Annotated in this window: 26 protein-coding genes and 1 pseudogene; 12 read left to right on the plus strand and 15 right to left on the minus strand. The window is 65.0% G+C overall.

Translation table 11 applies throughout. The features are described from left to right. A pseudogene (locus tag VQ045_RS15935) lies at nt 1-422 on the plus strand (hypothetical protein); the annotation flags it as partial. 398 nt (nt 423-820) lie between these two features. Here VQ045_RS15935 and metW read toward each other — a convergent pair. After that, nucleotides 821-1,474, minus strand: a complete 654-nt coding sequence (gene metW, locus VQ045_RS15940; protein WP_331830800.1) for a methionine biosynthesis protein MetW — start codon at nt 1,472-1,474, stop codon at nt 821-823. A 2-nt stretch (nt 1,475-1,476) separates the two neighbouring features. Then, on the minus strand, nt 1,477-2,658 hold the full coding sequence (gene metX / locus VQ045_RS15945; protein WP_331830801.1) for a homoserine O-acetyltransferase MetX: 1,182 nt from the start codon (nt 2,656-2,658) through the stop codon (nt 1,477-1,479). A gap of 200 nt (nt 2,659-2,858) precedes the next feature. On the opposite strand from metX, the gene pheA reads away from it, so the two are divergent. From pheA to VQ045_RS15960, 3 genes are all read left to right on the plus strand, one after another. Next, nucleotides 2,859-3,656: a chorismate mutase gene (gene pheA, locus VQ045_RS15950; protein ID WP_327648191.1), complete on the plus strand. Its 798-nt coding sequence runs from the start codon at nt 2,859-2,861 to the stop codon at nt 3,654-3,656. A 96-nt stretch (nt 3,657-3,752) separates the two neighbouring features. Continuing rightward, nucleotides 3,753-4,850, plus strand: a complete 1,098-nt coding sequence (locus tag VQ045_RS15955) for a pyridoxal phosphate-dependent aminotransferase (RefSeq protein WP_331830802.1) — start codon at nt 3,753-3,755, stop codon at nt 4,848-4,850. Beyond that, the gene (locus VQ045_RS15960; protein WP_331830803.1) at nt 4,847-5,791 is read left to right on the plus strand and encodes a prephenate/arogenate dehydrogenase family protein; all 945 of its coding nucleotides are present in this window, start codon (nt 4,847-4,849) and stop codon (nt 5,789-5,791) included. Before VQ045_RS15955 ends, VQ045_RS15960 begins: the two co-directional genes overlap by 4 nt. 141 nt (nt 5,792-5,932) lie before the next feature. On the opposite strand, the gene VQ045_RS15965 is transcribed toward VQ045_RS15960, so the two are convergent. The 6 genes from VQ045_RS15965 to VQ045_RS22040 form a co-directional block, all read right to left on the minus strand. Beyond that, nucleotides 5,933-7,312 (minus strand): hypothetical protein, encoded by a 1,380-nt coding sequence (locus VQ045_RS15965; RefSeq protein ID WP_331830804.1) that lies wholly within the window; start codon nt 7,310-7,312, stop codon nt 5,933-5,935. Between the two features lie 10 nt (nt 7,313-7,322). Next, complete coding sequence (locus VQ045_RS15970) at nt 7,323-8,213, minus strand: hypothetical protein (RefSeq protein WP_331830806.1); 891 nt, start codon at nt 8,211-8,213, stop codon at nt 7,323-7,325. A gap of 270 nt (nt 8,214-8,483) precedes the next feature. Beyond that, entirely contained in the window at nt 8,484-11,282 is a 2,799-nt protein-coding gene (locus VQ045_RS15975; protein ID WP_331830807.1) for an EAL domain-containing protein, read from the minus strand. A 41-nt stretch (nt 11,283-11,323) separates the two neighbouring features. Continuing rightward, entirely contained in the window at nt 11,324-12,490 is a 1,167-nt protein-coding gene (locus VQ045_RS15980; RefSeq protein ID WP_331830808.1) for a FecR family protein, read from the minus strand. A gap of 232 nt (nt 12,491-12,722) precedes the next feature. Next, complete coding sequence (locus VQ045_RS22035) at nt 12,723-13,070, minus strand: DUF2125 domain-containing protein (protein WP_442879886.1); 348 nt, start codon at nt 13,068-13,070, stop codon at nt 12,723-12,725. After that, nucleotides 12,994-13,851, minus strand: coding sequence for a DUF2125 domain-containing protein (locus VQ045_RS22040; protein WP_442879887.1), 858 nt, complete (start codon nt 13,849-13,851; stop codon nt 12,994-12,996). The genes VQ045_RS22035 and VQ045_RS22040 overlap by 77 nt, the downstream gene beginning before the upstream one ends. 60 nt (nt 13,852-13,911) lie before the next feature. On the opposite strand from VQ045_RS22040, the gene VQ045_RS15995 reads away from it, so the two are divergent. Next, nucleotides 13,912-14,424, plus strand: coding sequence for a gamma-glutamylcyclotransferase (locus VQ045_RS15995; protein WP_331830811.1), 513 nt, complete (start codon nt 13,912-13,914; stop codon nt 14,422-14,424). A gap of 26 nt (nt 14,425-14,450) precedes the next feature. On the opposite strand, the gene VQ045_RS16000 is transcribed toward VQ045_RS15995, so the two are convergent. From VQ045_RS16000 to ftsE, 4 genes are all read right to left on the minus strand, one after another. Then, nucleotides 14,451-15,215 (minus strand): lysophospholipid acyltransferase family protein, encoded by a 765-nt coding sequence (locus tag VQ045_RS16000; RefSeq protein WP_331830812.1) that lies wholly within the window; start codon nt 15,213-15,215, stop codon nt 14,451-14,453. A 150-nt stretch (nt 15,216-15,365) separates the two neighbouring features. After that, complete coding sequence (locus VQ045_RS16005; protein ID WP_331830813.1) at nt 15,366-15,986, minus strand: YdcF family protein; 621 nt, start codon at nt 15,984-15,986, stop codon at nt 15,366-15,368. A gap of 182 nt (nt 15,987-16,168) precedes the next feature. After that, a complete protein-coding gene (locus VQ045_RS16010) occupies nt 16,169-17,158 on the minus strand; it encodes a cell division protein FtsX (RefSeq protein WP_331830814.1) in 990 nt (329 codons plus the stop codon). Next, nucleotides 17,151-17,810 (minus strand): cell division ATP-binding protein FtsE, encoded by a 660-nt coding sequence (gene ftsE, locus VQ045_RS16015; RefSeq protein WP_327624763.1) that lies wholly within the window; start codon nt 17,808-17,810, stop codon nt 17,151-17,153. The genes VQ045_RS16010 and ftsE overlap by 8 nt, the downstream gene beginning before the upstream one ends. 164 nt (nt 17,811-17,974) lie before the next feature. Between ftsE and VQ045_RS16020 the strand changes: the two genes are divergently transcribed. From VQ045_RS16020 to VQ045_RS16030, 3 genes are all read left to right on the plus strand, one after another. Then, nucleotides 17,975-18,772 carry a hypothetical protein gene (locus VQ045_RS16020; protein ID WP_331830815.1) on the plus strand — a complete coding sequence of 266 codons (798 nt, stop codon included), beginning with the start codon at nt 17,975-17,977 and terminating at the stop codon, nt 18,770-18,772. Beyond that, nucleotides 18,769-19,305 (plus strand): hypoxanthine phosphoribosyltransferase, encoded by a 537-nt coding sequence (gene hpt / locus VQ045_RS16025; protein ID WP_327648209.1) that lies wholly within the window; start codon nt 18,769-18,771, stop codon nt 19,303-19,305. The genes VQ045_RS16020 and hpt overlap by 4 nt, the downstream gene beginning before the upstream one ends. A gap of 116 nt (nt 19,306-19,421) precedes the next feature. Beyond that, nucleotides 19,422-19,853, plus strand: coding sequence for a response regulator (locus VQ045_RS16030; RefSeq protein WP_327648211.1), 432 nt, complete (start codon nt 19,422-19,424; stop codon nt 19,851-19,853). Between the two features lie 24 nt (nt 19,854-19,877). Here the strand turns inward: VQ045_RS16030 and VQ045_RS16035 are convergent, their stop codons facing one another. Further along, nucleotides 19,878-20,327, minus strand: a complete 450-nt coding sequence (locus VQ045_RS16035; RefSeq protein ID WP_331830816.1) for a MarR family winged helix-turn-helix transcriptional regulator — start codon at nt 20,325-20,327, stop codon at nt 19,878-19,880. 79 nt (nt 20,328-20,406) lie between these two features. Here VQ045_RS16035 and VQ045_RS16040 point away from each other — a divergent pair, with 79 nt between their 5' ends. From VQ045_RS16040 to VQ045_RS16055, 4 genes are read left to right on the plus strand one after another with little or no spacing between them, the layout of a single operon-like run. Next, nucleotides 20,407-20,811, plus strand: a complete 405-nt coding sequence (locus VQ045_RS16040; protein ID WP_331830817.1) for a VOC family protein — start codon at nt 20,407-20,409, stop codon at nt 20,809-20,811. Continuing rightward, entirely contained in the window at nt 20,808-21,278 is a 471-nt protein-coding gene (locus tag VQ045_RS16045) for a VOC family protein (RefSeq protein WP_331830818.1), read from the plus strand. The genes VQ045_RS16040 and VQ045_RS16045 overlap by 4 nt, the downstream gene beginning before the upstream one ends. Beyond that, nucleotides 21,265-21,774, plus strand: a complete 510-nt coding sequence (locus VQ045_RS16050) for a VOC family protein (RefSeq protein WP_331830819.1) — start codon at nt 21,265-21,267, stop codon at nt 21,772-21,774. The genes VQ045_RS16045 and VQ045_RS16050 overlap by 14 nt, the downstream gene beginning before the upstream one ends. A 25-nt stretch (nt 21,775-21,799) precedes the next feature. After that, nucleotides 21,800-22,147, plus strand: a complete 348-nt coding sequence (locus VQ045_RS16055; protein WP_327648220.1) for a DUF1428 domain-containing protein — start codon at nt 21,800-21,802, stop codon at nt 22,145-22,147. A gap of 23 nt (nt 22,148-22,170) precedes the next feature. On the opposite strand, the gene VQ045_RS16060 is transcribed toward VQ045_RS16055, so the two are convergent. Then, a complete protein-coding gene (locus VQ045_RS16060) occupies nt 22,171-24,786 on the minus strand; it encodes a TIGR02302 family protein (protein ID WP_331830820.1) in 2,616 nt (871 codons plus the stop codon). A gap of 97 nt (nt 24,787-24,883) precedes the next feature. After that, a complete protein-coding gene (gene lysA / locus VQ045_RS16065; protein WP_331830821.1) occupies nt 24,884-26,158 on the minus strand; it encodes a diaminopimelate decarboxylase in 1,275 nt (424 codons plus the stop codon). Nucleotides 26,159-26,259 lie beyond the last annotated feature (101 nt).

Raw genomic sequence — 26,259 nt, forward strand, 5'->3', positions numbered from 1 at the left:
GCGGTTTGCTTTCGTCCACATCGCTTCCATGCCCTCGTCGAATCAAATCAACAGCATGGAATCACAAACGATTCATATCATTCAACTTCTTTGTGGACCGACACTTAGACAGAATCGCCGAGCATGTCAGTACACATGTCGCCCACGCCGGCAATAAGGAAAGCCGCCTTAACAAGCTGCTTGACAACTTCAATATACGAGATGCGATGAACACATTGAGGCAGTTGAAGGAAGTCGCCGACCTAACAGGAGTGTGGTTCGCAAATGAGGGTGGCGCGGGTCTGGCGACATTCCTCGGCGACCAATTCGAAGGTCTCGATCAGCCAATCGTAACCAGCGCCGAGATTGAGAAACTCGAGGCGCAGTGGCAAGAAATCGACCGAGATATCGCGAAATGGTCTATTAGCACTGAGGTTCTATAAGGCGCGCGCAGCCTATATTATCGGGAATACGTAGCGGCGGCACTTTTTTCGCAGCAAGATAGCAGCAGCAGTTTTGGGGTCTTGATTAGGATGTGCAGCGAGTGCTGCTCGCCAAGTTACAGACATGGCACGGGGTGACTTGCCGCAGAAATCAGCAATGACCGCTTTAGAGATAAGACAGAGCCGCGCCGAAGGTTTGCGATTGGCCGACCAATCCCCTGCATCTACGCGGCGCCTGGACATGCCACGCCATGCATGAAGGTCGCGGTGATAGGCTCATGCCTGCCTTGGACGAGGTGTCGGTTTTTCGAGGATAAGGCCTGAAATCTTTCTGACCGCTCACCACCCAAAATGGAGGTCAAGCACCACCCTATTCCGCTCCAACCGTTCAGCCCCCCCTACCGCCTCAGCACGAACACCGCCTGCTGGCCGAACAGGTTCCAGAACGCCCAGGGCATCTTCATCCCCATCTTTTGGCCGGTGGCATTGATCGCCATCGCCAGTTCGACCTCGGCGCCGATCTCGTCGGCCAGCGCGACGAAGTCCCGGATCGTGCAGAAATGGATGTTCGGCGTGTCGTACCAGGAATGCGTCAGGTTCCGCGTCACCGGCATGCGGCCACGCAGCCCCAGCGACAGGCGGATCGACCAATGGCCGAAATTCGGGAACGACACGATCGCCCGCTCGCCAATCCTGAGGAGTTCGGTCAGGACCGTCTTCGGATTGCGGGTCGCCTGGATGGTCTGCGACAGGATGACGAAATCGAAGGCGGCGTCCGGATAATGGACGAGGTCCCGGTCGGCATCGCCCTGAATGACCGACAGGCCGCGCGCCACGCACTCGTTGACGCCGGCCTGGCTCAGCTCGACGCCCCGCCCGTCGACCTGGCGGCGCGCCTCGAGCAGCGACAGAAGCGCGCCGTCGCCGCAGCCGACGTCGAGCACCCGGCTTCCCGGCGTGACGAGGCCGGCGATCAGTTCCAGATCGATACGGGTCGACGCGTTGGCCGTGACGGTCTCGCTGGTGGCGACGGGGGTGTCCAGAACCGCCATCGTCAAATCCCCCTTGCCCGCGCCGCCGACGAGACGAACCCATTGATCGCCGCGAAGAATTCCGGCTCGTCGAGCAAGAAGGCGTCGTGCCCCCGGTCGGTCTCGATCTCGACGAAGGACACCGACGCGGCGGCGGCGTTGAGCGCATGGACCACGGCGCGGTTCTCCTCGGTCGGAAACAGCCAGTCGGACGAGAACGAGACCAGGCAAAAGCGCGTCGTCGCGTCGCGGAACGCCTCGGCGAGGCTGCCGCCGTAATCCGCCGCGATGTCGAAATAGTCCATCGAGCGGGTCATGTAGAGATAGGAATTGGCGTCGAAGCGGTCGACGAAGGTCATCCCCTGATGCCTGAGATAGCTCTCGATCTGGAAATCGGCGTCGAAGCCGAAGCCGAACGACTCGCGGTCCTGCAGATTGCGCCCGAATTTGCGGTGCAGCGCCGTCTCCGACAGGTAGGTGACATGCGCCGCCATCCGCGCGACGGCGAGCCCCTTGTGCGGCCGCTTGCCGACCGCATAGTAGCGCCCGCCGTGCCAGTCGGGATCGGCCATCACCGCCTGCCGTCCGACCTCGTGGAAGGCGATATTCTGGGACGAGTGGCGCGCGCCGGTGGCGATCGGCAGGGCGGCAAAGACTTTTTCGGGGTAGCTGACGGTCCATTGCAGCACCTGCATGCCGCCCATTGAGCCGCCGATGACGGCGAACAGCGTGTCGATGCCGAGCCGCTCGACCAGCATCGCCTGCGCCCGCACCATGTCGGGGATGGTGATCACCGGCAGGTCGAGACCGTAGGGCTCGCCCGTCGCCGGATCGATCGAGGCCGGACCGGTCGAGCCCATGCAGCCGCCGATGACGTTCGAGCAGATGACGAAATATTTCGACGTGTCGATCGGCTTGCCCGCGCCGATGATCGAGGTCCACCAGCCCGGCTTGCCGGTCACCGGCGACTGGCTGGCGACGTAGTGGTCGCCGGTCAGCGCGTGACAGACGAGGATGGCGTTCGTCTTGTCGGCGTTGAGCGTGCCATAGGTGTTGTAGGCGATCTGGAACGGCGCCAGTTCCCGGCCGGCATCCAGACGCAGCGGCTCGTCCGCGCCGAAATGGGCGACGGGACTCGACGGATGGTTCGCCTCGCGGCTGCCGGCCGCGTATTCCAGATCTTCGGTCGAGGCTTCGACGCTCATGTCCATCCCGCTTTATGATTCGCGCCGGCCGGCACGGCTTGGTGTCGTGGCGACCGGCGGTGTTCGGGTTAAAGGCACAGATACGCATTCGCGCCCGCTGCGGCAATCGTCGCGCCGACCGGCGTGCGAAACACGGCGCTTTGCCAAGCGAACGAAGGGCCGGTAGAAGCACTGCGCAGGACCACAGGGAGTTCGAACGCATGAGCGGAACCGTCACCGCCGACCCATCGCGGCTCGCGGAACTGAGAGCGAAGATCGACGCCATCGACGAATCCGTGCATCGGCTGCTGATGCAGCGCGCCAGCGTCATCGACGAATTGATCGAGGTGAAGGGGACGGCGAAGAACGGCGCGGCCTTCCGCCCCGGCCGGGAGGCCGACATGATGCGCCGGCTGGCCAAGCGCCACGAGGGGCATCTGCCGCTGACCGCGATGGAGCATCTGTGGCGCGAGATCATCTCCACCTTCACCGCCCTGCAGGCCCCGTTCGAGGTCGTCATCGCCGGTGACGGCGACCGCGTCGCCAGCGCCGAGACGGCGCGGTTCTATTTCGGCTTTTCGGTTCCCTTGTCGATCGCCGCGTCGAGCCAGGCGGTGGTCGCTTGCATCGAGGCCGGCGGCGACAAGCTCGGCATCTTGCCGATCGGCGCGACCGGCCATCCGTGGTGGCAGGGGCTCGGCTCGGCCCAGATCGTCGCGCGGCTGCCCTTCTTCGACGAACCGGATCGGCCGGCGGCAACGCCCGCGCTGGTCATCGCCCCGCCCTTGGCTGATCCGGTGTCGCCGGAGATCGCCTGTTTTTCCGTCGATGGGCTGACGGCGATGCCGGAGATACCGGACGGCCTGACGATCATCGCCGAGGCGCCCTACGGGGCCGACCGCTTCAGCGTCCTCGTCGCGACCGAAAAAGACCAAGCTTCGGTGGCCGCGGCATTGGGTCCCGGCCTCGACATCCGGCCGATCGGGGGCTATGCGGCCCCGTGCCGGTCCCTATCCTGATGCGCCTGTCGTGGCGCGACGGCGTCGCGATCGGCCAGCAATCAACAGCGCCCGCAATCACCAGCGCCCACAGTCACCAGCGAAAGTACACGGACGATGAGACCCGTTCCGAATAAGGGCGTCCTCGACATCGAGGCCTATGTGCCGGGCAAGAGCAAAGCGCCGGCCGGCGTGACGCTCCACAAGCTCTCCTCCAACGAGACGCCGCTGGGCGCCTCGCCGGCGGCGCGTGAGGCGGCGCTGGCGGCCTTCGCGCATCCCGAGCTCTACCCCGACGGACAGGCCAGCGAGCTGAAGTGCGCCATCGCCGAGGTGCATGGCCTCAACCCGCAAAACATCCTCTGCGGCAACGGCTCGGACGAGCTGCTGGGGCTTTTGTGCCAGTGCTATCTCGCGCCGGGCGACGAGGCGATCCACACCGAGCACGGCTTTCTGGTCTACCGCATCCAGATCCTGGCGCGCGGGGCGACGCCCGTCGTCGCCCCGGAAACGAACGTCACCGCCGACGTCGACGCGATCCTTGCGCGGGTGACCGAGCGCACCAAGCTGGTTTTTCTCGCCAACCCGAACAACCCGACCGGCACCTACCTGCCCTTCGAGGAAGTCCAGCGGCTGCATGCCGGCTTGCCGGGCAACGTCGTCCTCGTCCTCGACGCGGCCTATGCCGAATATGTCCGGCGCAACGATTACGGCGCCGGCATCGAGCTGGTGTCGTCGTCCGAGAACGTCGTGATGACCCGCACCTTCTCCAAGATCTACGGCCTCGCCGGTTTGCGGATCGGCTGGCTGTACGGGCCGGAAGCGATCGTCGACGCGCTCGACCGGGTGCGCGGGCCGTTCAATTTGAACGCCGCGGCCATCGCCGCCGGCGCTGCGGCGGTTCGCGACCGCGGCTTCATCGAAAAAGCCGCCGACCACAACGCCCGCTGGCTGGAATGGACGACCGACGCGCTCGAAAAACTCGACCTGACCGTGACGCCGAGCGTCGGCAATTTCGCCCTGGTCCACTTTCCCGACACACCCGGCCGCACGGCGGCGGAGGCCGACCATTTCTTGAGCGCGCGCGGCTTCATCCTGCGTCGGGTCGGCGGATATGGCTTTCCGAATGCCCTGCGTATGACCATCGGAACCGAGGAAGCCAATCGCGGCGGCGTCGCGGCGCTCGGCGAGTTTCTCGGCAAGGGGACAGCATGAGCGAGCCGCTATTTGAGCGCGTCGCGCTGATCGGCATCGGCCTGATCGGCTCCTCGATCGCCCACAACATCCGCGCCCACGGCCTTGCCCGGCATATCGTGATCACCACGCGGCGCGCCGAGACGCTGGAACGGGCCGAAGAACTGAAGCTCGGCGACAGCTACCATCTCGACGCCGCCGAGGCGGTGCGCGGCGCCGACCTCGTCATCCTCTGCGTTCCGGTCGGCTCCTGCGGCGCGGTGACCAAGGAGGTCGCCGGGGCGCTCGAGCCCGGCGCGATCGTCTCCGACGTCGGCTCGGTCAAGGGCGCGGTGGTGCAGCAGATGCAGCCGCATTTGCCGCAGACGGTGCATTTCGTGCCGGCGCATCCGATCGCCGGCACTGAGCAGTCCGGCCCCGACGCGGGCTTCCGCGAACTCTTCGAGAACCGCTGGTGCATCCTGACGCCGCCCGACGGCACCGATGCCAAGGCGATCGACCGGCTCAAGCGCTTCTGGGAAGGCTGCGGCTCGACCGTCGAAATCATGACGCCCGATCACCATGATCTGGTGCTCGCCATCGTCAGCCATGTGCCGCATCTGATCGCCTACAACATCGTCGGCACCGCCGCCGATCTGGAGACGGTGACGCAGCAGGAAGTGGTGAAATTCTCCGCCTCCGGCTTTCGCGACTTCACCCGCATCGCCGCGTCCGATCCGACCATGTGGCGGGACGTGTTCCTGACCAACCGCGAGGCCGTGCTGGAGATGCTGGCGCGGTTTTCCGAGGATCTGGCCTCGCTGCAACGGGCGATCCGCTGGGGCGACGGCGACACGCTGTTCGAACTGTTCACCCGCACCCGCGACATTCGCCGCGGCATCATCGAGGCCGGCCAGGACACCGCCGAGGTGGATTTCGGCCGCGAGCACGGCAAGCACGAGGCGGGGACGAAGGAGGCTTAAGCAGCCTCCTACGAGACACCGCTCGACTGCGCGCGTCAGCATGAGAGATGAGAGGCGCTCGTGGTCAACGCGCCGACATGGTTCCTTCGCCTCTTCGGCTCGGGCGCGGCACCCTAGGGATCGCCGAAGCATTGAACGACCCTACGGCCAGGCGAACAGATCCAGGAAATCGCAGTTTCGCCGTGCCATCATCAACCCGATGATCAACGCTATGACCCCCGCAATTAGCGCACCGATCAGCAGGAACCACAAGGTGAACCAGCTCACCACCCACGCAATGACACAGCCAAGCGCGCACCAACCGAACATCCATCCGAGAATGCGCATGCGCCGACACCAACTGACATTGCAGACCCAAGTGTAAACCGCCAAAGCCGCAACAACAGCCACAAGCGCTATACCCAGCGCCACCCATAGCGCCGTCGACGCCGGGAACAACGTAAACGACGCGATCCACAGGCCGATGAAGGCGAGGACCGCGAGCATCAACAGCAGGTACAACCAGCCGCAAAGGCTTGGCCATTCCCAATCGTCGTCATCATTGGTTGGCGGATTCTCGACCGGCGGCTCCTCGACCGGAGGGTCTTCGGCGTCATCTGCGCTCGACAATGTGACCGTGCCCGAGACCGCCGGGCAGCATCCGTTGACATCCACCGTCACGAGGATGGTCAGCGAGGCGCCATTGCCCATGAGCGTGTAATTCGCGGTGACCCCCGAACCGACCTGAAACGACCCGTTTGCGTCCTGAAAATTATAGATGTTTCCGGACGCGACCGGGGATGTCACCGTCACCTGATAGGTTCCGCTTGCCAGCCCGGTTGTGGCAGTGACCAACTGCCCGTCCTTTCGAACCTCGAACACCGCCTGCGTTGAACAATTGCCTTCTTCGCGATCCGGCAACCCGATCGAGCGTGCGATCGGCGGGCAATTCGGGGTGATCACCACGACTGAAAGGCTCGCCGGGGCGGTTCCCGCGGGCAAACTGAATGTCGTCGGATTGGTCGCGGGGAGCGACGAGGCCGTACCGCCCAGATCCAGCGTCCAGAAAATCTGGCTTCCGGCCGGAACGCCGGTTGCCTCGGCGCTGTAAGCGCCAGAGGAGAAGCACGGGACGCCCGGCGACACCACGACGCCATTGCTGGTCAAGATAATACTGATCGCGTTGGCATCGGGGCATGGCTGTACCGGGTCATCCTTGCAGACGAGAGCCACCGTGGCTGTCAGCGTGCAGGTCGGATCACTTGCGCAGGTCAACGTGACCGTCACACGGTCGCCGCACTGGATGTCATGCCCGTTGTCGAAAGACGCAATCACCAGGCGCGTCGGCGTACCATTGAAATCGCTGATGTTCGCGCCGGGTTGTACGGTCGTCTCGAATACCAGATTATTGGAATTGTCGAACACCTGAACGATGACTGAGCCGCAGTCGAGCGTGACCTGGCCAGAAGCCGTGATCGAACCCGGTATGCCCTGAGCATTGAGGGCATCACCGCTGGCCTGAATGTCGAAAAACTCGCACATGGCTATGCCCCTAGGGTGACCACATCGCGGAATACAACGCGCCCGGGCGTGGTGCGCCGCGGCTTTCCGCGGTTTGCTGGCCGATGGAGAAGCGGTGGGGCGCGCCGAACAGACGGAACTCCTCGATCACCGTGCCCCAGGTGTAGAAGGGCGTCATCGCGGCCGAATTGATGGCATGCCCCACCTCGTGCGATGACACATTGGCTCCCAGGAACGGGCCGGGAGCAAACGCAGGTCCCACATAGGTGAACACGGCAACGTTGAAGGCCGTCACCGGAGCGGGCGCGCGCGACTCGATGATGCCGGAGGTGAGATCAAGCCTGATGCCCGCAGCCGTGCCCGTGAATAGGGTGATCGCACGGAAAATCAGGAAGATCAGAAAGCCGATCAGGTTCCCAAGCCAATGTACGGGCAACAGCCAGCTCATCCACGAGATCACTCCCTGGAAGAACGTGTTTCGCCGGATTGCCGTGACGAGAGACAGGATTGGCAGGAACGACAAGATCGCAAGGATCAGGACCGGCGGAATCGCCAAGAATGGACTGAGAATGGCGAAATTGACGATCGTTGCCGTGCCATGCCCGAAGCCGCGGAAGAAGTTCTGGGTTCCGGTAGGCGGGATCGGGTTTGCCGCCGGTGGTGTACTGGTGGTGCTGGTCAGGCCGGTGGAGGACTGCGCCGGAATGGACAAGAGCCAGAAAACAAGGATGTTGAGGAGATACCAGACAATCGTGGCCAGCCACACAGGCAGAGCGGAAAGCAGCCCGGCAACCGGACCGGCAAGCAGCAGAAATGGCGTCAAGAAACCGGGTACAGCGGCGCCAGGGAATACGATTGCGACAAGCATCGACCCCGAAAATGCGCCGAATAGAAGACCAACCAAGGCCCCTAGTAAAGCCATCGCAGATTTCCTGCCAAAGGGTAAGCGTACGCGCAATCTAATTTTTTTTCAATATAAAGACGGAAATCGACCAATTTTCGGCATGGATTGCTTAATTGCCCCATGAGTTTCGGCTGATTCGGGTCGATTGGTTTTGCCGACCGCAAAATTTGAAAGACAAATCTCCGATTTTTTAATATTCCCTTACGGAAAAGTTTTTGCGCCGGCGGCGTCCGTTCAGGGCGTATCCAACCTGGTCAGCCCGACCCGAACGAATGGCCGCAGCCGGGATCAGCCCGCCGCCGCGAGCATCGTGGGGGTTGCGATGCTGGGGCCCGCCATCATCTCCACGACAGCCGCGCCGTCGATCGGTCTGGCGAACAGATAACCCTGGCCGTCATCGCATCCTGACAGCCGGAGCATTGCCGCCTGCTCAGGCGTTTCGATCCCCTCGGCGATCGTCGGGATGCCCAGACCGTCGGCCAGAGCCATGATCGAATGCACCACGGCGATTGCGCGGTTGCTAGTCAGAATATCCATCACGAAACTTCGGTCGATCTTGATCTTCGAGATCGGAAAGCGGTGGAGATAGCCGAGCGACGAATAACCGGTGCCGAAATCGTCCAGCGCCAAGCTGACCCCGATCGCGAGGAGTTCGTCGAAGATCGCCTTGAGTCCGTCGCTCTCCTCGACGAAGGCGGATTCGGTGATTTCCAGTTCGAGTCGCTCCGGCGGCAGACCGGATATATCGAGCGCCTGGCGGACGGCCGCGACCAGATCGCCGGTTTCGAACTGGATCGCAGAGACGTTCACCGCGATCTTGATCGGCAAGGGCCAGCCCTTGGCTTCCCGGCAAGCCGTATCGAGCACCCAGCCGCCCAGTCGATGGATCAGGCCCATTTCCTCGGCGACCGGAATGAAATCGACCGGCGAGACGAAGCCGCGCTCCGGGTGCTGCCAACGCACGAGGGCTTCGGCCCCGACGATTTTCCCGGACGAAAGACAAAATTGCGGCTGGTAGACGAGGCGGAATTCGTTGTTCTCGAAGGCCTGAGTCAAGTCCTCCTCGAGTTTCAGCCGCTCCAGCCGGTCGCCATCCATAAAGGGCTCGAAGGCAACGACCTGCTCGGTGATTGATTGCTTGGCGCGATACAGCGCAACATCGGCGTGGCGCATCAACGACGTCACCGTCGCCGCCTGGCCATCCCACCAGCTGATCCCGACGCTGGTACCGACGCCGATACGGTGCCCGGACAGGAAAAACGGTTCGCAGATCGCCTCCACCAGCGAAGCCGCCAGGAATCGTGCGGTTTGAAGGCTCGCCGCCGGGACGACGGCGGTGAACTCGTCACCGCCGGTCCTGGCGATCAGCAAGGCCGCGACCAGTGTTTCCTGGGCGCGACGCGCGGTCTCCTTAAGCACCTCATCGCCAATTGCATGGCCGAGCGCGTCATTGACGGCCTTGAAACGATCGAGATCGAAGGACACCAGAGCCACCCCGCCGTCCGGCGTCGGCCCGCTCAAAATGTTCTCCAACAGTTGCTCAAGGGCGCGACGATTGCCCAACCCCGTCAGGCTGTCGTGCAACGCCATGAACCGTATGCGGTCATGCGCCTTCTGACGTTCGGTGATGTCGCGCAGTGTCAGTGTGGCGTAGACGATATCGCCGGAAGTCTCCCCCGATCGATCGGCAAATCCTGACAGCCAGAACGGGACGATCGAATACTCCACCACCCGCTCTGCGCCCGTGGCGAAATGAAGGACGTGCACCGCCGGCTTGCCGGCTCCCTCGCCGCGCTCGAACGCCGCGACGATATCTGCGACATGTTGTCCGATCTGCGCAGGCAACTCATCCAGCCGGTTTGCGCTCTCAAGGCCGAGCAGCTCCAGAGCTTCGCGATTGATGCGGGTGACTTGCAAACGTTCGTTCAGGATCGCGACGCCGTGAAATCCATCGTCGAGGACACGTTCGAGCACGCTCTGGCTGTTGGCTGCCTGGGTCCGGGCGATCCAGAGCCGCACGCGACGAAGACCAAATTCCCGGAAAAGCACCCAGATGGAACAGGCAGCCAGGAGCACATGGATGGCAGCGGTTTCCAGTACGATCGCATGGCCGTTCTGCAGGTAGAGTGCCAGCATTTCAGCCGTGACGGCAAGACCGACAAGGGCGGCGATCGCATAACGGGAGGACAGACGAATGGCGCAGGCGAACACGATGAATGCCATTCCAGCCAGCACGAACCACGGCGTGGCGAGGAACGTCAACGCCCGCTCCTGAAGCAGGGACTCGGTGGCGAGCGCGATGACCGTCGATCCGGAAACGATGCCGCTGACGGGAACGTCAAAGAGGTCGCGGAGCTCGATCGCACTGGCGCCGACGATCAAGGTTTTTCCCGCGAGCGACTCGGGCGCGACGCGATCCCTCAGAAGATCGACATAGGAAACGCGCGGCAGTCGCTCGGCGGAAATCGCATAATCGATCCCGAACAGGCCCGTCCCAGCCTCGCGGTCAGCCAGCAGGGAGGGCATCGAGGTCAGGGTTTCCCCGTTGGCGTCGATAGCGAAAGGAAACCGTCTGACCTGCCCGTCGCCATCCACAGGGACGTTGACGCCGGCCGGCCAGGAATTTTGCAAAAAAAGCTCGATCGGAAACGAAGCGCGCACCGCCATGCCAGCCGCCGTATCGGCCTGGACGAAGGATGCGAGGAAGGTCTCTATTCTGGTCTCGGCGAGGGCCGCGGCGAAGGCCCGGTCCTGTTCCGGCGTCGATACGGTGCTGAAATCGATGTCGAACGCGACGCGGGCCGCGCCGGCCCGCTCCGCTGCCCGCAAGAGATCGCCGTGCAATCGCCGCGGCCAGGGCCAAACGCCGATTTCCGCGAGGCTTCGGGCATCGATGTCGACCAGGACGACATCGCCGATCGGCGCAATCGACTGTGTCTGGAAGCGCAATTCGGCAAGACGATCGTCCACCGTTCGCAAGAACCCGGAAAGGCTCGCAAAGACTATCGCCGCGGCGACGAAGAGCCCCCCAGCCGCGCGCCGCAGCACCGCAGGATTCCGCTTACCGATGGGTGAAAACCAGGCCATACGCGTCCTTGCAAGAGGCCACCAGGGCGATGTGGCGGAGCTTATTTCTTGCCATTGCCGCCGCCATTGCCGCCGCCGTTTCCACCGCTGTTGCCGCCGCCATTGCCGCCACCGTTGCCGCCACCGTTACCATTGCCGTTGCCGCCGCCGTTACCGCCGCCATTGCCGCCACCGTTACCATTGCCGTTGCCGCCGCCATTGCCGCCGCCGTTTCCACCGCCATTGCCGCCGCCGTTACCGCCGCCATTGCCGCCACCGTTACCATTGCCGTTGCCGCCGCCGTTACCGCCGCCATTGCCGCCACCGTTACCATTGCCGTTGCCGCCGCCATTGCCGCCGCCGTTTCCACCGCCATTGCCGCCGCCGTTACCGCCGCCATTGCCGCCACCGTTGCCGCCACCGTTACCATTGCCGTTGCCGCCGCCGTTACCGCCGCCATTGCCGCCACCGTTACCATTGCCGTTGCCGCCACTATTCCCCCGGGCACCTGAGCGGGCTTCGGCACTGTTTCCCCTGGCCTCGCCATTTTCCCTGCCGTTGCTCTTGTTTGTGTCCGACTTTGGCCCGGTCCGTCCGCCGGCCTTGAAATCAGCCAGGTCGCGACCGAGAGGAGCCACGGCGGAGGGGGCGGGCTTGCCCGGCCGCACACCGGGAGCGTTCTGTCCCGCGGTCTCCAATCCCGCGCTGGATGCGGCAACGCTGGCCGACTGTCCTGCTCCGATCGCCGCCTTTTCACCGCTGCGCAAATCGCTCACCTGAACCAGCCCGCTCGACACATCTATGCTGGTGGTGGATTTGGAGACATCGATAGTGAATGTCGTGCCCTTGACGACAGCCGCCATAAACGGCGTCTCGACGAGAAAATGCGGCCGCCGGCGCTTCTCCACATCGAATTCAATGTTACCCACCTGCTGGATGACGCGGGTCTTGCGGTTGGAGCGGGAGGGCGCCACGACCGCGACGGTGCCAGGCGCCAGCGACATGACGTTGTTATCGCCGACTAGCCGCACCCGGCCGTTCCGCGACGTCTCGACCGTGACGCCCTCGGGAACCGCCATATCCACGCTGAGCCGCACGGGGTCTTTGCCGACTTCGAGGGCCCAGGCTCGTCCCGAAATCCGATCGACGACCCATTCGCCAGCGAACGAACTCTGGACAGGAGCCAGAGAGAGAAGACCAAGCAGAAACAGAAAACCAAAATGACGCATGAGAACACCCGCTGGCGAGAAAGATCAGGTTTATTATGCAGCGGCAGGCATTACGGGGGCATGAATCCCCAGAGCAAACAAACGGTGAAACAATCGCTTAAATATATCGCCAGCTCATCAAACGCGAAGCGGCCCTGCACGGCCGGGCGACCCCGCTTCCGAAATTGCTATTCAGCGGCGCCATACGACATTTGCGGCGACGGAAGATGCTGCCTCGCGGCGGTCGTTCGCCTCACCGTATCGCCGGCACCTGACCCAGCGGAATCACGCCGGTCGAGAGGTTGCCGTCGCGCAGGCTGAGCGTGACGATGTTGCGGCCATTGTCCCGACGGCCGACGAAGCCAATCGCCGAGGCGAGCGATTGCGCCACGGACTGAAGCTGCGGCGCCGCTTCCGCGACCAGCGCCGCGATCCGCTGGGGGTCGGCGACGGCGAGCTCGAAATCGCCGGACAGAATCCCGTCCGCCGCGACCATGAAATCGCCCGACAGTTCGGCGCTGGCGTCACCGAGATCGAGCTTCAGCGAGCGGAGCGTGCCCGCGCGGCCCGCCAGCGCCTCGCCAAGCGTGTGCCCATCCATATGACCGGCGAGCCAGTCGGCGGCACCGGTGATCGTCAGGTCGGCGCTGGCGTCGAATGCCGGCAAGGCGGGCGCGTCCGGCGCCAGGACGCGCCCGTCCGCGCTGGAGACGGCAATGTCGAGATCGCCGTCGCGGCGGCGCGCATGCGCCTCGAATCGGTCGGCCTCGAACAGCGGCAGACGACCGGCAGCCGGCTGCGCCAGCGCCACCACCGGCCGGTCGGCGACCANGGCGGCGCGCATGCGCCTCGAATCGGTCGGCCTCGAACAGCGGCAGACGACCGGCAGCCGGCTGCGCCAGCGCCACCACCGGCCGGTCGGCGACCAGCGCGAACTGGTCCATTCCATCGCTCCAGAAGCTGGCGCTCGCCTGTGCCAGTTGCCAGCGGATATCGAGCGGCGGCGTCTGCTGCGCATCGACGATCAAGGGGCTGTCGAGTTCCGCGACGACGCGATTTGGCCGGTAGATCTGGGCGGCGGTCCGAAGCGCCCCGGCGGTGGCGCGCAAGCCCTGTCCACGTGCATCGCCCGGCGCCTCGATGGTGACTGCGTCGCAGCGGAGGCCGAGCCGGAACGGATAGCCGAAAACGGTGCGCCCTGGGCAGCCGATCTCGGTGCCTTGCACGCGGGCGTCCGCGATGACCTGCGTGACCTGCGCCTCGAGCTGACCGGCGAGGTAGTACCAGGCGCCGCTGAGGCCGCCGGCGAGAAGCAGCGCCACCACGCCGACCCAGACATAGGCTTGTCTCGCTCTCGAAGTCTTGTCGCTTGACGCCGCCATGCCATTACCCTTTTTGAGCCCCGGTCGGGATGAACTGACGGACGGGGCATTTTGAGGGCAATGGACGATTTCTGGGTGTTTGGCTACGGCTCGCTGATCTGGCGGCCAGGCTTCGAATTCGAGGAGCGGGTCAAGGCGCGGCTGGCCGGCTATCACCGCTCACTCTGCGTGCGCTCCTTCGTGCATCGGGGCACGCCCGAGCGGCCGGGCCTGGTCTTCGGCCTCGACCGGGGTGGCTCCTGCGTCGGCATGGCGTTCCGCGTCAGGGGAGCGACGCGGGAGGCGGTGGTCGATTATCTGCGGGCGCGCGAGCTCGTCACCCATGTCTATCGGGAGCAGACCCTGCCGGTGCGCCTCACCGACGGACGCAATATGCGCGCTCTGACCTATGTCGTCGATCGCGGCCACAGCCAATATGCTGGCCGCATGACGCCCGAGCATGCCGCCACGCTGGTCCGCCGCTCGCACGGTCAGTCCGGCGCCAATGTGGACTACGTGACCAGCGCCCTCGACCACATTCGCGAGATGGGGTTGCGGGACCGCTGGCTGGAAGACGTCGTGGCCCGGCTATAAGGCTAGGGCGGCAGGCGCTGAGCACGTCAGGTGCCCAGGCGGGATGGCTCCGGCGGCGGAGTGCCGTCACGGTGTTGGGCTTCGGCCAGGAGGTCGTCGGACCGGGTCTCGATCGCGTGACGGAGCCGGTCGAGAAAATCGACTCGTGTCAGGCCCGGCTCGATAGGCTCCAGAATATCCGCCCGAATCGTCCCCGGACGGCGGATGAACTGGCGGCGCGGCCAATACAGGCCGGAATTCAGCGCCACCGGCACGACGGGCAGTTGCAACGCCTCGTAAAGGCGGAACACGCCTTGGCGATAGTCGGCCTCGGCGCCCGGCGCGGTCCGGGTGCCTTCCGGGAAAATGACGATCTGGCGACCCTCCGCCACGGCCTTTTCGGCGCCTTCAATCATCGAGGCGACGGCCCCCCCGCGGCGTGCCCGGTCGACCGGGATCATCGCCATGCGCTTGAGGTACCAGCCGAAGAACGGGATCGCGAGCAGTTCCTTCTTGAGGATGAAGGTCGGCCGGTCGAGATCGGGCAAAAGCGCGAAGACGTCCCAGAACGATTGGTGCTTCGCCGCGATAATCGCCGCCTCGAACGGAACGTTCCGCTTGCCGGTAATCGACGCGCCGATGCCGGCGACATGTTCGAGCAGCCAGAGGCTGGACCGCGCCCAGTTCTTGACGATCCCCCAGGCCTTCTCCTCGGAGATCACGAAGAAGACAGGCGAGAAGAGCAGCAATTGGCCGACGAGGTTGAGATAGAACAACACGTTGAAGACGAGCGAGCGCAGCATGGTCATCAAAGGGATCGCTCCGGCGGCAATCGGTGAGGGCGCGCGACGCAACCGGCGCCGCTGGACATCGCCGGAGGCTTTACGCCGTCGACATCAGAAAATCGAGAGACGCGCCCCGATCGCGGACGATCCAGGTGCGCGACGATGGCCATTTCCCCTTCAGGGATCGATGCGCGCAAATTGGGTGGAAACCGCGTCGGGCTGACCGAGGCCGAGGATGAAGCTGGCCCGGGCTGCTACCAGTTTGATATATTCGGTGACCAGGACCCGCGCGCCGACGCCGTTCGGCAACTGGTTGGCGCGCCACAGATCATTGCGCCTGACGGCGTAAGGGGTAACCGAGCGCAGCGTATCGATGCGCGCGAACTCGCGCAGCGAGCGCGGCATATGATAGTCGCTGGTCACCAGGATCAGATCCTGGAAGCCGTGTTCGCGGGCCCATCGGCTGGCAATCTCGGCATTGCCCACGGTCGTCAGCGCTGCACGGTCGATGTCGACGCAGCAGTCGAACCAGGAGGGATCGGTGCCGGTCATGCGCGCCAGCGTCTTGGCACTGGTGTCCGGATTGACGCCGCTGATGAGCAGGCGCCGGCCGCGTCCTTGCGTGAGCAGGTCGATGGCCTGATCAATGCGTAGCGCGCCGCCGGTCAAAACCACGATGCCGTCGGCGGATTCGACCGGTCCGGGGCGCGACAGCAGGCTGACCTCCTCGGTGAAACGCAGGAACCCACCGGCCAGATAACCCACGACCATCACGAACAAGGCGGCGAACGTCAGCAAGACGCGCCGCCGACCGGGGGAGCGCCGCATGCGTCGCGATAGCCGAACACCGCCGGCTTCCATCTCGGGAGACCAAGCCGCCATTGTCATCTTACGATTGTCGTCCCTGAATGCGGCATCGTGTAGGCAAACCTTTGTCGGCGGCGTTCCGCAGAGCTTGTGACAACATGGTTAACGGCATCTTACCGCTCTACCGGCGAAAGCATGTCGATCGCCGCCAGATGGCGCATGACCGTCAGACGAGACGTAAACGCGGTTAATCCTCCGACGGTTGCAATCAGCACGACGACCCCGACATAGCCCATCCAGCCAATGGAAAACGACCCGAACAGCGCGCTGATCTGGTCGGCCTCCGGAGTTGCGCGGTTGCTTGTCGTCCACATCCCCATGGCGGCGAAAAGGACCAGGGCCACCGCCCCGCCAGCCACCGCCCCGACGAGCCCGAGGCTCAGGAAATGACGCTCGAACTCGCCGGCGATGAAGGACGACCGTGCGCCGACGAAATGCAGCACCTCGATGATCTGGCGATTGCCCGACATCGCGCCGCGGGTGGCAAAAACGACGGTGAGCACCGTTGCGATGAGCACCAGCGTCAGCACCGCGACGCCGACGAAGACTGTCGCCCGCGCCATGGTGACGAGGCGCGACACCCACGCCCGGTGATCGTCGAGCTCGGCCGCGGGAACCGCAGCGCGCAGCCGCGTCGCCAGCGCGAAGAAATCCGGCGGCGCGTCCTCGTCGATGGTGATGATCACGAGGCGCGGCACCGGCAGATCGTCGATATTGAGACCTTCTCCCAGCCACGGCTCCAAGAGCCGCGCGGTCGCGGCATCATCGAGAATCGTCGCATCGGCGATACCCGGCGTCGCCAGCGCCAGATCGCGAATGGCGACAAGCGTCGCCGCCATGTCGCGGCCCTCTTCCGGCTTCACCTGAACGGTGATCTCGCGGGAAATGTCGTTCTGCCATTGGGAGGCGGTGTCTGAGACGAGGGTGACGGCGCCGACCGTGAGGCTGGCGAGAAACGTCATAATGGCGATCACCGTCATCAGCGCCCGTCCGGCGACGTTCGCCGGCGGCACGATCGGGGTTTGATGCTCGCGGCCCGGCCGCCCGGCGAGGCGCGCGACGAATGCGCGAAAATCCACCCATCGTTCCGTCAATTCAATCATAGATGTCCAGACGGCCGTCGGAGAGAACCAGGCGGCGGGCGGAGACCTGCTCCATCAGGTCGAGGTCGTGCGTAGCGATGACCACCGCCGTCCCGGTTCGGTTGAGTTCGAGAAAGAGCCGCAGCAACCGGCGGGCCAGCGGCGGATCGACATTGCCGGTCGGCTCGTCGGCCAACAGGATGTCCGGCTGGTCGATCAGCGCGCGGGCAATCGCGGCGCGCTGCTTTTCGCCGCCCGACAGGACCACCGGCGATGCATTCAGCCGCTCGCCCAGGCCGACCCATTTGATCAGGTCGATGACGTCCTGCCGATAAGAGGCCTCGTCCTTGCCGCGCACGCGCAGCGGCAGCGCCACGTTCTCGTAGGTGGTCAGATGCTCGAGCAGGCGGAAATCCTGGAAGACGACCCCGATCCGCCGCCGGATCGACGGCAGGTCCTTGCGCGCCAGCGTGGAGGCGTCGCGGCCGAGAACCGTGATCAGGCCGCGGGTGGGCTTGAGCGCGAGAAACAGCATGCGCAAAAGGCTGGTCTTGCCCGCCCCGGACGGGCCCGTCAGGAACTGGAAGGACTGCCGCTTGACCTCGAAGGAGAGGTCGCGAAGCACCTCCGGCCCCATATCGTATCGCAGCCCGACATTTTCGAACCGAATCACGTCGGAGCGCTCCCATCTCGTCGTTGTCGTCCGCCCAGCATGCGTGCGACTGTGTTGTTTGTTGGTCGCGCAAACGTCAACCCCGCACCGCGAACGGCGTGGCTTCACGGTTTGTTAAGCATGATTCCTTACCGGTTCCTGAACAAGGCAAAACAGAGGATGCGATGACCGAGTTTGGCGGCACATCCCAGGCAACGGCGGGCCGAACGCCGGCGGGACGACGAAGCGCGCTTTCCGGCAAGATCGCCGGTCCGCTCATCGATGGAACGGCCGAGGTGACGACCCGCCGGACGCTGCAAAAGTCCGCCGCGGAGATCGAGGCGGCACGCCGCGGTCTGACGATCGAGCCCGACGACGCCGAGCCATCGCCGGCGCGGGCGTTTTTCGGACAGCGCGGCACGCGGGCATTCCGCGGCGAGACCGGATTCTCCGGCCCGCGCGACTTAGCACCCGACCTCTTCTCCCAAGCCTTCGCGCCCTCCCATTTCGTCTCCCCCGCCCCGTCCGAGGCGGCGGAGCGATCGATCCTGGCCCGCGCCCGTGCCATGCGATTCCGCAACGCAGCCCTGGTCGTCGGCGGCTTCCTGATCGGCCTTTTCGCCGTTCCCGCGCTGCTGTTGTCCACCCCGCGATCTCCGATCGCCGCGCCTTTGGCCGATTCGAGCCTTTCCGGCCTCCTGCTCCGTGACATCGAGGCGAATATCGCGCCGCGCGGCGACGGCGCCGTTCTTTCGGTTGCCGGGACCGTGGCCAACGACACGGCGGCGGCGGCGCTGCTTCCGCCGCTCCGCATCGTGCTGACCGGGCCGGGGGGCGATCTTCTCACCAAGCCGCTCAGGGCCGACATCGAACGGCTGGCTCCCGGCCAGTCGGTGCGCTTCGTCTCGGCCCTGGCGGTTCCTGCCGGCATCGCGGGCGACGTCAGCGTCCGCTTCGACGACGCCGGAAAGCCGCGCCCATGATCACCGTCCGGGGCAAGCAGATCGCGACCCTGTTCGACCAGGATCGGATCGCGGCGGAAGTCGCGCGTGTCGCCGACGACATCGCGGCGACGCCGTCGACGGACCTTCTGGTGATTTCGGTGCTGAAGGGCTCGTTCGTGTTCGCCGCCGACCTGATCCGCGCGCTGCACCACGCCGGCCTGGCGCCCGAAGTCGAGTTTATCACGCTGTCCAGCTATGGCGCGGGCACCGAGGGCGGCGAGGTGCGGGTGCTGCGCGATATCGAAAGCGCCGTTGAGGGCCGCACCGTCCTGCTCATCGACGACATCCTGGAATCGGGGCGGACGGTCAAATTCGCCCGCGACCTGATGCGCTCGCGCGGCGCCAAGGAGGTCAAGATCGCCGTCCTCCTCGACAAGCGAATGCGGCGCAAGGCCGACATCGAGGCCGATTATGTCGGCTTCGACTGCCCCGACCATTTCGTCGTCGGCTATGGCATGGATGTCGGGCACGCCTTTCGCGAGCTGCCATTCGTCGGCCGCGTCGTCGAATAATCCACAGGCGACGAAACCATTCGTCAGCGATTGGTATGTACTGGTCAGCTACACGTCAGTTTTGACGTCTACTGGCATAAGGTGGTTTTGCGTATGGTCAAAGCAGGAGGCTTTGAGTGGCACGAATTCTGATCGCGGAAGACGATCCGAGTGTTCGCGTGCTGGTGTCGCGGGCCCTTGGGCTCGAGGGCCACGAGGTGACCGTCGCCGAGGATGGCGAGCTGGCACTCGATATCCTGGTCGAATGTGACGGCGATTTCGATTTCGTCCTGTCCGACATCCGCATGCCGGCGATGACCGGAATCGAACTCGCGCACGAGATCGGCGCCTCCTGGCCCGATCTGCCGGTGCTGTTGATGACCGGCTACGCCGAGCAGAAGGAAGCCGCGGACGATCTCGCGGCGATCATCGAGGGCGTTGTTGAAAAGCCGTTCTCGATCGTCGAGATCCGCCGCGAAGTCGGGCGTATCCTGGCGGAACGCGAAGCCGCGAAACAATCGGACGAAACCGAGAACGCGGGCAACCTGTCGATCCGCCGCTGCGCCTGACCACAGATCCCGCGCCGACAGGTCTCAACCTGGAAACGTCAGCGCGAGAAGATCGCCGCGCAGAGCCTCCTCGTCCCGACCGCCGAGCAGGCGGTCGACATCGTCATGGGTGGCCCGCCAGATCGGCACCGCCTCGACGAGCAGATCGCGGCCGGCCTCGGTCAGCGTGAGGCGGCGGCTGCGCTTGTCCTTCGTGTCGGGCAGAATCGTCAAAAGCCCCCGCCGCTCGAGCGGTTTCAGATTCGCCGTCAGCGTCGTGCGGTCCATCGCCAGCAATGCCGCCACGTCACCGAGGCGCGGCGGCTCCGGCCGGTTGAGCGAGACCAGCAGCGAATATTGACCATTGGTCAGACCCACCGGTTTCAGCGCCTCGTCGAAGCGGCGTCCGATCGCCCGCGCCGCGCGCTGCAGATGCAGACACAGGCAGCGGTCGCGAACTTCGTGGGTCGTGGCCAGGGGCAAATCGTCTCGCATGGTTCTCATATTAGGTTGATATCAACGTTTTTGTCCACTTAGTATTCGGGACCACCACAAGAGGGAGCCCGGTTCGTCTATGAACGTCTATATCAATTTGCCCGTTGCCGACCTTGATCGATCGCGTCGCTTTTTCAGCGTGCTCGGTTTCGAGTTCAACGATCAGTTCAGCGACGCCACCGCGCTCGCCATGCGGATCAGCGATACCTGCTTCGCCATGCTGCTGACGCACGAGAAGTTCGCCAGCTTCACGCCCAGGCGGATCGCCGATGCCCGCGAGACCAGCGAAGTCCTGACCGCGCTGCAGTTGGAAAGCCGCGAGGCGGTCGACCGGCTGACGGACATGGCGCTCGCGAACGGCGGCGGCGTGGTGCGCGATGCCGAGGACCACGGCTTCATGTACGGCCGCGCATTCGCCGACCTCGACGGCCATATCTGGGAGCTGTTCTGGATGAATGCAGACGCCATGGGAGGCGACAAATGAGCGGGAGGCCGAAGGTGCGCACCTGCCTGTTGTTCGACGGCCGGGGCGAAGACGCGGCGAAGTTCTATGTCTCGCTGCTGCCCGACAGCCGGATTGAGGACATCGTGCGCCCTGGCCCGGACGGCCCGGCGCTGGTGGCGGAATTCACCCTCGCCGGCGCGCCTTACATGACGCTGAATGCCGGACCGCAATTCCAGCATACGCCGGCGGCGTCGATTTCGGTTCTGACCAAAGACCAGGCCGAAACGGATCGGCTCTGGGATGCGCTGCTTGAGGGCGGCGGCAGCGCGGGGCACTGCGCCTGGCTCACCGACAAATTCGGCGTCTCCTGGCAGATCGTCCCGGACGCCGTTCCGCGGCTGCTCGGCGCAGACGACAAGGCCGCCGCCATGCGGGCGCGTGATGCCATGATGGCGATGGGAAAGATCGATATCGCCGCGCTGGAAGCGGCATTTGAAAACACGTGAAGGAGGAAGAAAGATGAGCAGGAAACCAAAATCCGCCGCCGAGCTCGCCGCGTCGTCCGGCATGCACTCGGTCAGCCCGCACCTCGTGTGCCGGGGTGCTGCCGATGCCATCGCCTTCTACGAGAGGGCGTTCGGCGCAACGAAGATGATGGTCCTGCCCGGACCGGACGGCAAGATCATGCACGGCTGCGTCTCGATCAACGGTTCGTCGGTCATGCTCGTCGATGAAAACCCCGAATACGGGCTGAAATCGCCCAAGCTACTCGGGGGGAGCCCGGTGACCATGCACCTGATCGTCGACGACGTGGACGTCGCTACCGACAAGGCCCTCGCCGCGGGCGCGACCGTGGTGATGCCCGTTGCCGACATGTTCTGGGGCGACCGCTACGGCGTCGTCGAGGACCCGTTCGGGCATCGCTGGTCCATCGCCACCCCCACGCGCGAACCGATGACCGAAGCAGAGCTGCGGGACGCCGCCAAAAGCGCCTTCGCCTGAACGACAGTAAACTGGGAGAAAACCAATGGCCTATATCGACGGAATGATCGCCGCGGTTCCGACCGCCAACAAGGACGCCTTTCGCGAGCACGCCGTGAAGGCGGGGGCGATCTTCAAGGAGCACGGGGCGCTGTCGCTGACCGATTGCTGGGGCGACGACGTGCCGGAGGGCAAGCTGAACTCCATGCACACCGCCGTGATGCGCAAGCCGGATGAAACGGTGGTGTTTTCCTGGATCGTCTGGCCATCGAAGGCCGTGCGCGACGCGGGGATGCAAAAGGTGATGGAGGATCCGCGCATGCAGGCGGGGACCATGCCCTTCGACGGCAAGCGCATGATCTTTGGCGGGTTCGAGGTGATCGTCGAGGGATAGCGGCCACTCCTGAAGCCGTTCTCCTACGGCGTCTTCAGCAGCCGCTCCAGATAGTCTCGTTCGAGCTGCGGTGACAGGGCGTCGCCGAGGCGGTTGCGGATGGCGTCGAGAATGCGCCGGGCGCGCTGGGTGTCGATCTCGTCCGGCACGCCGACATCCTGGCCGAAGTCCGGTCCCTCGGTCTGGCGCTGCCGGCCGAGCGGATCGCGGCCGGAGCGCTGCTGCTGGCCGCCGAAGCCCTGCCCCATCTGCCCTTGCGCGCCCTGGCTGCCCTGCCCCTGCATGGCTTCCTGCATCTGCCGCATCATGTCCTGCCCGCCGCGGCGCAGCGCCTCCATGGCGCGGCCCTGCTCCCCGACGGCCTCCCCGTCGTTGCCCTGGCCAAGCGCGCCTTCGGCCTTGCCCATCGCCTCGCCGGCCTCGCCGAAGCCGTCGGACGGCTCCATGCCCATGCCTTCCAACTGCTTCTGAAGGGCCTCCAGCTCCTGCTGGAGCTGGCCCTGCTGCTCCTGCAGCTGCTTCATCATCTCCTGGAGCTGTTCGGCGGTCATCGGTTCGCCTTGCTGGCCATCCTGCGGCTGGCCCTGTTGAGGCTCGCCGGGCTGGCCTTGCTGGCGGTCCTGTTGCTGGCGCTCGAACTGCCGGCGGCCGAGATCGAAGGTCTGGTCCTTCAGCTGCTGCTGGCGCTGCAACATCTCGCCCAGCTTGTTCATCTGCTGCTGCATGGCGCTTTGTTGGCCCTGCTGCTGCTGGCCGGGCCGCATCGCCTGGAGGTTGTCCATCATCTGCTGGAGTTCGGAGAGGAGCTGCTGCGCGGCATCCTTGGAGCCCGATTTCGCCAGATCCTCGATCCGATCCATCATCCGCTCCAGATCCTGCGGACGCAGCTCCTGCATGTCGCCCATCTGCAGCTGATCCTGGCTCATCGGCGGCTGGTTGCGCATCGCTTCGGCCAGGGCCTGCATGTATTCGCGCATCGCCTCGCGCAGTTCCTGCATCAGCCGGTCGATCTCGGCATCCGACGCCCCCTCCTCCAGCGCCTCGGCGAGCTGTTCGCGCGCGTCGCGCAGGCGCCGCTCTGCCAGCGACAGATTGCCATCCTCGATACCGAGGGCGATCTCCCACAGGAAGTCGACCGACGACAGCAATGCCTCGTCGCTGTAGGCGGTGGCGATGCGGGTGCGCGCGGCACGGAGCGCCAGATAGTCGGCCGGGTTCTCGATGAACTCCTCGCCGCGCAGGGTGACCGCGTCGAGCATCTCGACCACGCGCGGCACCGCGTTCGCATCGAGCGCGAGCATTCGCCGCTGCTCGACGACGGCGCGAGCGAGCGGATTGGTGAACCGCCGCTCGGGCAATGTCAGCGGCATCGTTTCGGAACGACCGGACTGGCCGGCGTCATCGGTGGCAACCAGCGTCATCGCCACCTTTGCCCCGGCATAAGGACTTTCGGTCAGATCGGCGCTGGTGCGCCCCTCGGCCGCGCCCTTGGTGCGACGGGGCAGAGCAAGGTTGATCTCGGGCGCGGCGACCAGCGGCCGGGCATTGGCAGCGACGACATCGTCGGCGACGACGATCTCCGCGCGGCCTTTGCGCACGCCGTAATCGTCGGTGACCGTATAGGCGAGCTGCAGCGCGCCGTTACGGGCTTCGCTCGGCTCCTCCTTGAAGGCGATCTTAGGATCGGCGTCGGGCGTCACCGCGAAAGTCCAGCGACCGAGCGTCGAAAAGGCAGTGGCAAGCGCCGCCTCGCCGCTTTCTTCCAGGGCAAAGGCGTATTCGCGCGGACCGGCCGCGACCTTCGCCAGCTTCGGCGCCTCGCCATCCCCCGCCGTCTCGGCCTCTTCGTCGGCGCCGACCGGTGCGACGGTGATCGGCTCCGCGCCTTCAGCCGTCGCAGTGAAGACGAGGTCGGCGGCCGCACCGTCGGACAGACGGACGGACAGGACGCTGCCCTCGGGAACCCCGATCGGCCCGTCACCCGCGCCGCCGGCGTCGGTCAAGAAGATCGGCGCCCGGCCGGTATAGCTCGGCGGCGTCACCCAGGCGTCGACACGGGCGACGGTCACCGCTTCGGCGTCCGCCGGGGCGAACGCGTCGAGAACCCGGCCGCCGCCGGGGCCGAAAGAAAACGCGAAGGCGGTGACCAGGAGCAGCGCGACAAGTGCCCGCAGGCCAAAGGGGTCCAGCCGTTCGGTCCGGGTGTTGGGGGAGCCGCCGCTGAGATTGCGCAGCCGCTCGGCCATGCGCCGCTGGTGCTCGTGCCACAGGGCTTTAGCGAAGGGATCGTCCGAGACGGCGTGGTCGCCCTGCACCCGCAGCGGCTGGTGGGCCAATCGGCTGACGCTTTCGATCCGGGCGTCGACGTCGCCGGCCGTCGGCAGCCGCAGCCCACGGTTGAACCAGAGCGCGGCCACGGCAAGGCCGGACAGAACCGCCAGAACGGCGCCGCGGCCATAGAACGGCATCGCTGCGAACAGGCCAAACCAGGAAAGAATCAGGAAGACGCCGGCGAGACTGGCGAAGGCCAGGACGAGCGGCCACGCCCGCTCGACGAGGAGCGCCGTGGCGGCGAATTTTCGCGTCAACGCGATCCGTCCGGCCTTGGTCCAGTCGTTGTGCCGGTCGGTCTCGGCCATGGGCCCGCTCTCGTTCTTTTTACGTGCGGAGAACCTTACCGGATTTTACGGCGAAGGCGAGGCGAGTGACGCAGGTGTGAAGGCGTGCCAACCGCGATCAAACGTCGCCCTCTAGCCACGGCGGCAGTCCGTCGAGGCCGATCAACTCCTCGATGGTCTGGCGCGGGCGGACGACATGAAAGGCGTCGTCCCGGACCATGACTTCCGCGATCAGGGGGCGGGAATTGTAGGTGCCCGACTGCACCGCGCCATAGGCCCCGGCGGAGGAGACATAGACGAGATCGCCCGCTTCGACGCTGGGCAGGTCGCGGTCCTTGGCGAGGAAATCGCCGCTCTCGCAGACCGGTCCGACGACGTCGGCGACGATCCGTCGCGCGTCCGGATCATCAACCACCGGATGGATGTCGTGCCAGGCGTCATACAGCGTCGGGCGAATCAAATCGTTCATCGCCGCGTCGACGATGACGAAAGTCTTGCCCTCCGCCTTCTTCACATAGAGGACCTTGGTCACCAGAATGCCGGCATTGGCGGCGATCAGCCGGCCGGGCTCGAACACCACCTGGCAGTCGAGGTCGCGCACATGCCGCTTGACGATCTCGGCATAGGCCGGCGGCTCCGGCGGCGGCGCGTTGTCGCGGCGATAGGGCACGCCGAGCCCGCCGCCAAGGTCGATGTGATCGATCGTGTGACCTTTCACGCGCAGCTTGCGCACCAAATCGGCGAGACGGTCGAACGCCTCGTCGAAGGGCTCCAACTCGACGATCTGGCTACCGATATGCATGTCGATGCCGGAGACGTGAATGCCGGGCAGCGAACGGGCACGATCGTAGACCGCCTCGGCGCGCTCGAAGGCGATGCCGAACTTGTCGGACTTCTTGCCCGTGGAGATCTTGGCGTGGGTGCGCGCGTCGACATCCGGATTGATGCGGAAGGACACATTGGCGCGGATACCGGCCTGTGCCGCGCGGGCCGAGATCGCGTCCAACTCGGGCTCGGATTCCACGTTGAAGCAGAAGATCCGCGAGGCGAGAGCCAGATCGATCTCCTCGATGGTCTTGCCGACCCCGGAGAACATGATCTTCTCTGGCGGAATCCCGGCCTTGAGCGCGCGCAGCAATTCGCCGCCCGACACCACGTCGGCCCCCGCCCCGAGCCGGGCCAGCGTCGCCAGCACCGCCTGGTTGGAGTTCGCCTTCATGGCGTAGCAGACCAGCGCGTCGATATCGGCGAAGGCGCGGGCGAAGACCTCGTAGTGCCGGGTCAGTGTCGCGGTCGAATAGCAATAGAACGGCGTGCCGATGTCGCGCGCGATCGCCGCCACACTGACGCCCTCGGCGTAGAGGGCGCCGTCCCGGATTTCGAAATGATTCATGGCAAGGCTTGCGGTGGTCGAAGCGGAATAACCGGCTCGGTTTCGGACCTAGTGGTCCGATTTCGACATTTGCATCCCGCTTGCAGCACCCTGGCAAGCAA

Origin of the sequence: Aurantimonas sp. E1-2-R+4 (assembly GCF_036549515.1) — a bacterium.
Taxonomy (GTDB): domain Bacteria; phylum Pseudomonadota; class Alphaproteobacteria; order Rhizobiales; family Rhizobiaceae; genus Aurantimonas; species Aurantimonas coralicida_A.

Coding starts and splice junctions, on each gene's coding strand:
- hpt (WP_327648209.1), top strand. CDS start 18,769: ATGATCACCGTCCGGGGCAAGCAGATCGCGACCCTGTTCGACCAGGAT.
- VQ045_RS15975 (WP_331830807.1), bottom strand. CDS start 11,282: ATGGCCTGGTTTTCACCCATCGGTAAGCGGAATCCTGCGGTGCTGCGG.
- VQ045_RS15995 (WP_331830811.1), top strand. CDS start 13,912: ATGGACGATTTCTGGGTGTTTGGCTACGGCTCGCTGATCTGGCGGCCA.
- VQ045_RS15970 (WP_331830806.1), bottom strand. CDS start 8,213: ATGGCTTTACTAGGGGCCTTGGTTGGTCTTCTATTCGGCGCATTTTCG.
- VQ045_RS15960 (WP_331830803.1), top strand. CDS start 4,847: ATGAGCGAGCCGCTATTTGAGCGCGTCGCGCTGATCGGCATCGGCCTG.
- VQ045_RS16020 (WP_331830815.1), top strand. CDS start 17,975: ATGACCGAGTTTGGCGGCACATCCCAGGCAACGGCGGGCCGAACGCCG.
- pheA (WP_327648191.1), top strand. CDS start 2,859: ATGAGCGGAACCGTCACCGCCGACCCATCGCGGCTCGCGGAACTGAGA.
- metW (WP_331830800.1), bottom strand. CDS start 1,474: ATGGCGGTTCTGGACACCCCCGTCGCCACCAGCGAGACCGTCACGGCC.
- lysA (WP_331830821.1), bottom strand. CDS start 26,158: ATGAATCATTTCGAAATCCGGGACGGCGCCCTCTACGCCGAGGGCGTC.
- VQ045_RS16060 (WP_331830820.1), bottom strand. CDS start 24,786: ATGGCCGAGACCGACCGGCACAACGACTGGACCAAGGCCGGACGGATC.
- metX (WP_331830801.1), bottom strand. CDS start 2,658: ATGAGCGTCGAAGCCTCGACCGAAGATCTGGAATACGCGGCCGGCAGC.
- VQ045_RS16045 (WP_331830818.1), top strand. CDS start 20,808: ATGAGCGGGAGGCCGAAGGTGCGCACCTGCCTGTTGTTCGACGGCCGG.
- VQ045_RS16035 (WP_331830816.1), bottom strand. CDS start 20,327: ATGCGAGACGATTTGCCCCTGGCCACGACCCACGAAGTTCGCGACCGC.
- VQ045_RS15955 (WP_331830802.1), top strand. CDS start 3,753: ATGAGACCCGTTCCGAATAAGGGCGTCCTCGACATCGAGGCCTATGTG.
- VQ045_RS15980 (WP_331830808.1), bottom strand. CDS start 12,490: ATGCGTCATTTTGGTTTTCTGTTTCTGCTTGGTCTTCTCTCTCTGGCT.
- VQ045_RS16055 (WP_327648220.1), top strand. CDS start 21,800: ATGGCCTATATCGACGGAATGATCGCCGCGGTTCCGACCGCCAACAAG.
- VQ045_RS15965 (WP_331830804.1), bottom strand. CDS start 7,312: ATGTGCGAGTTTTTCGACATTCAGGCCAGCGGTGATGCCCTCAATGCT.
- VQ045_RS22035 (WP_442879886.1), bottom strand. CDS start 13,070: ATGGATGGGCACACGCTTGGCGAGGCGCTGGCGGGCCGCGCGGGCACG.
- VQ045_RS16010 (WP_331830814.1), bottom strand. CDS start 17,158: ATGATTGAATTGACGGAACGATGGGTGGATTTTCGCGCATTCGTCGCG.
- VQ045_RS16040 (WP_331830817.1), top strand. CDS start 20,407: ATGAACGTCTATATCAATTTGCCCGTTGCCGACCTTGATCGATCGCGT.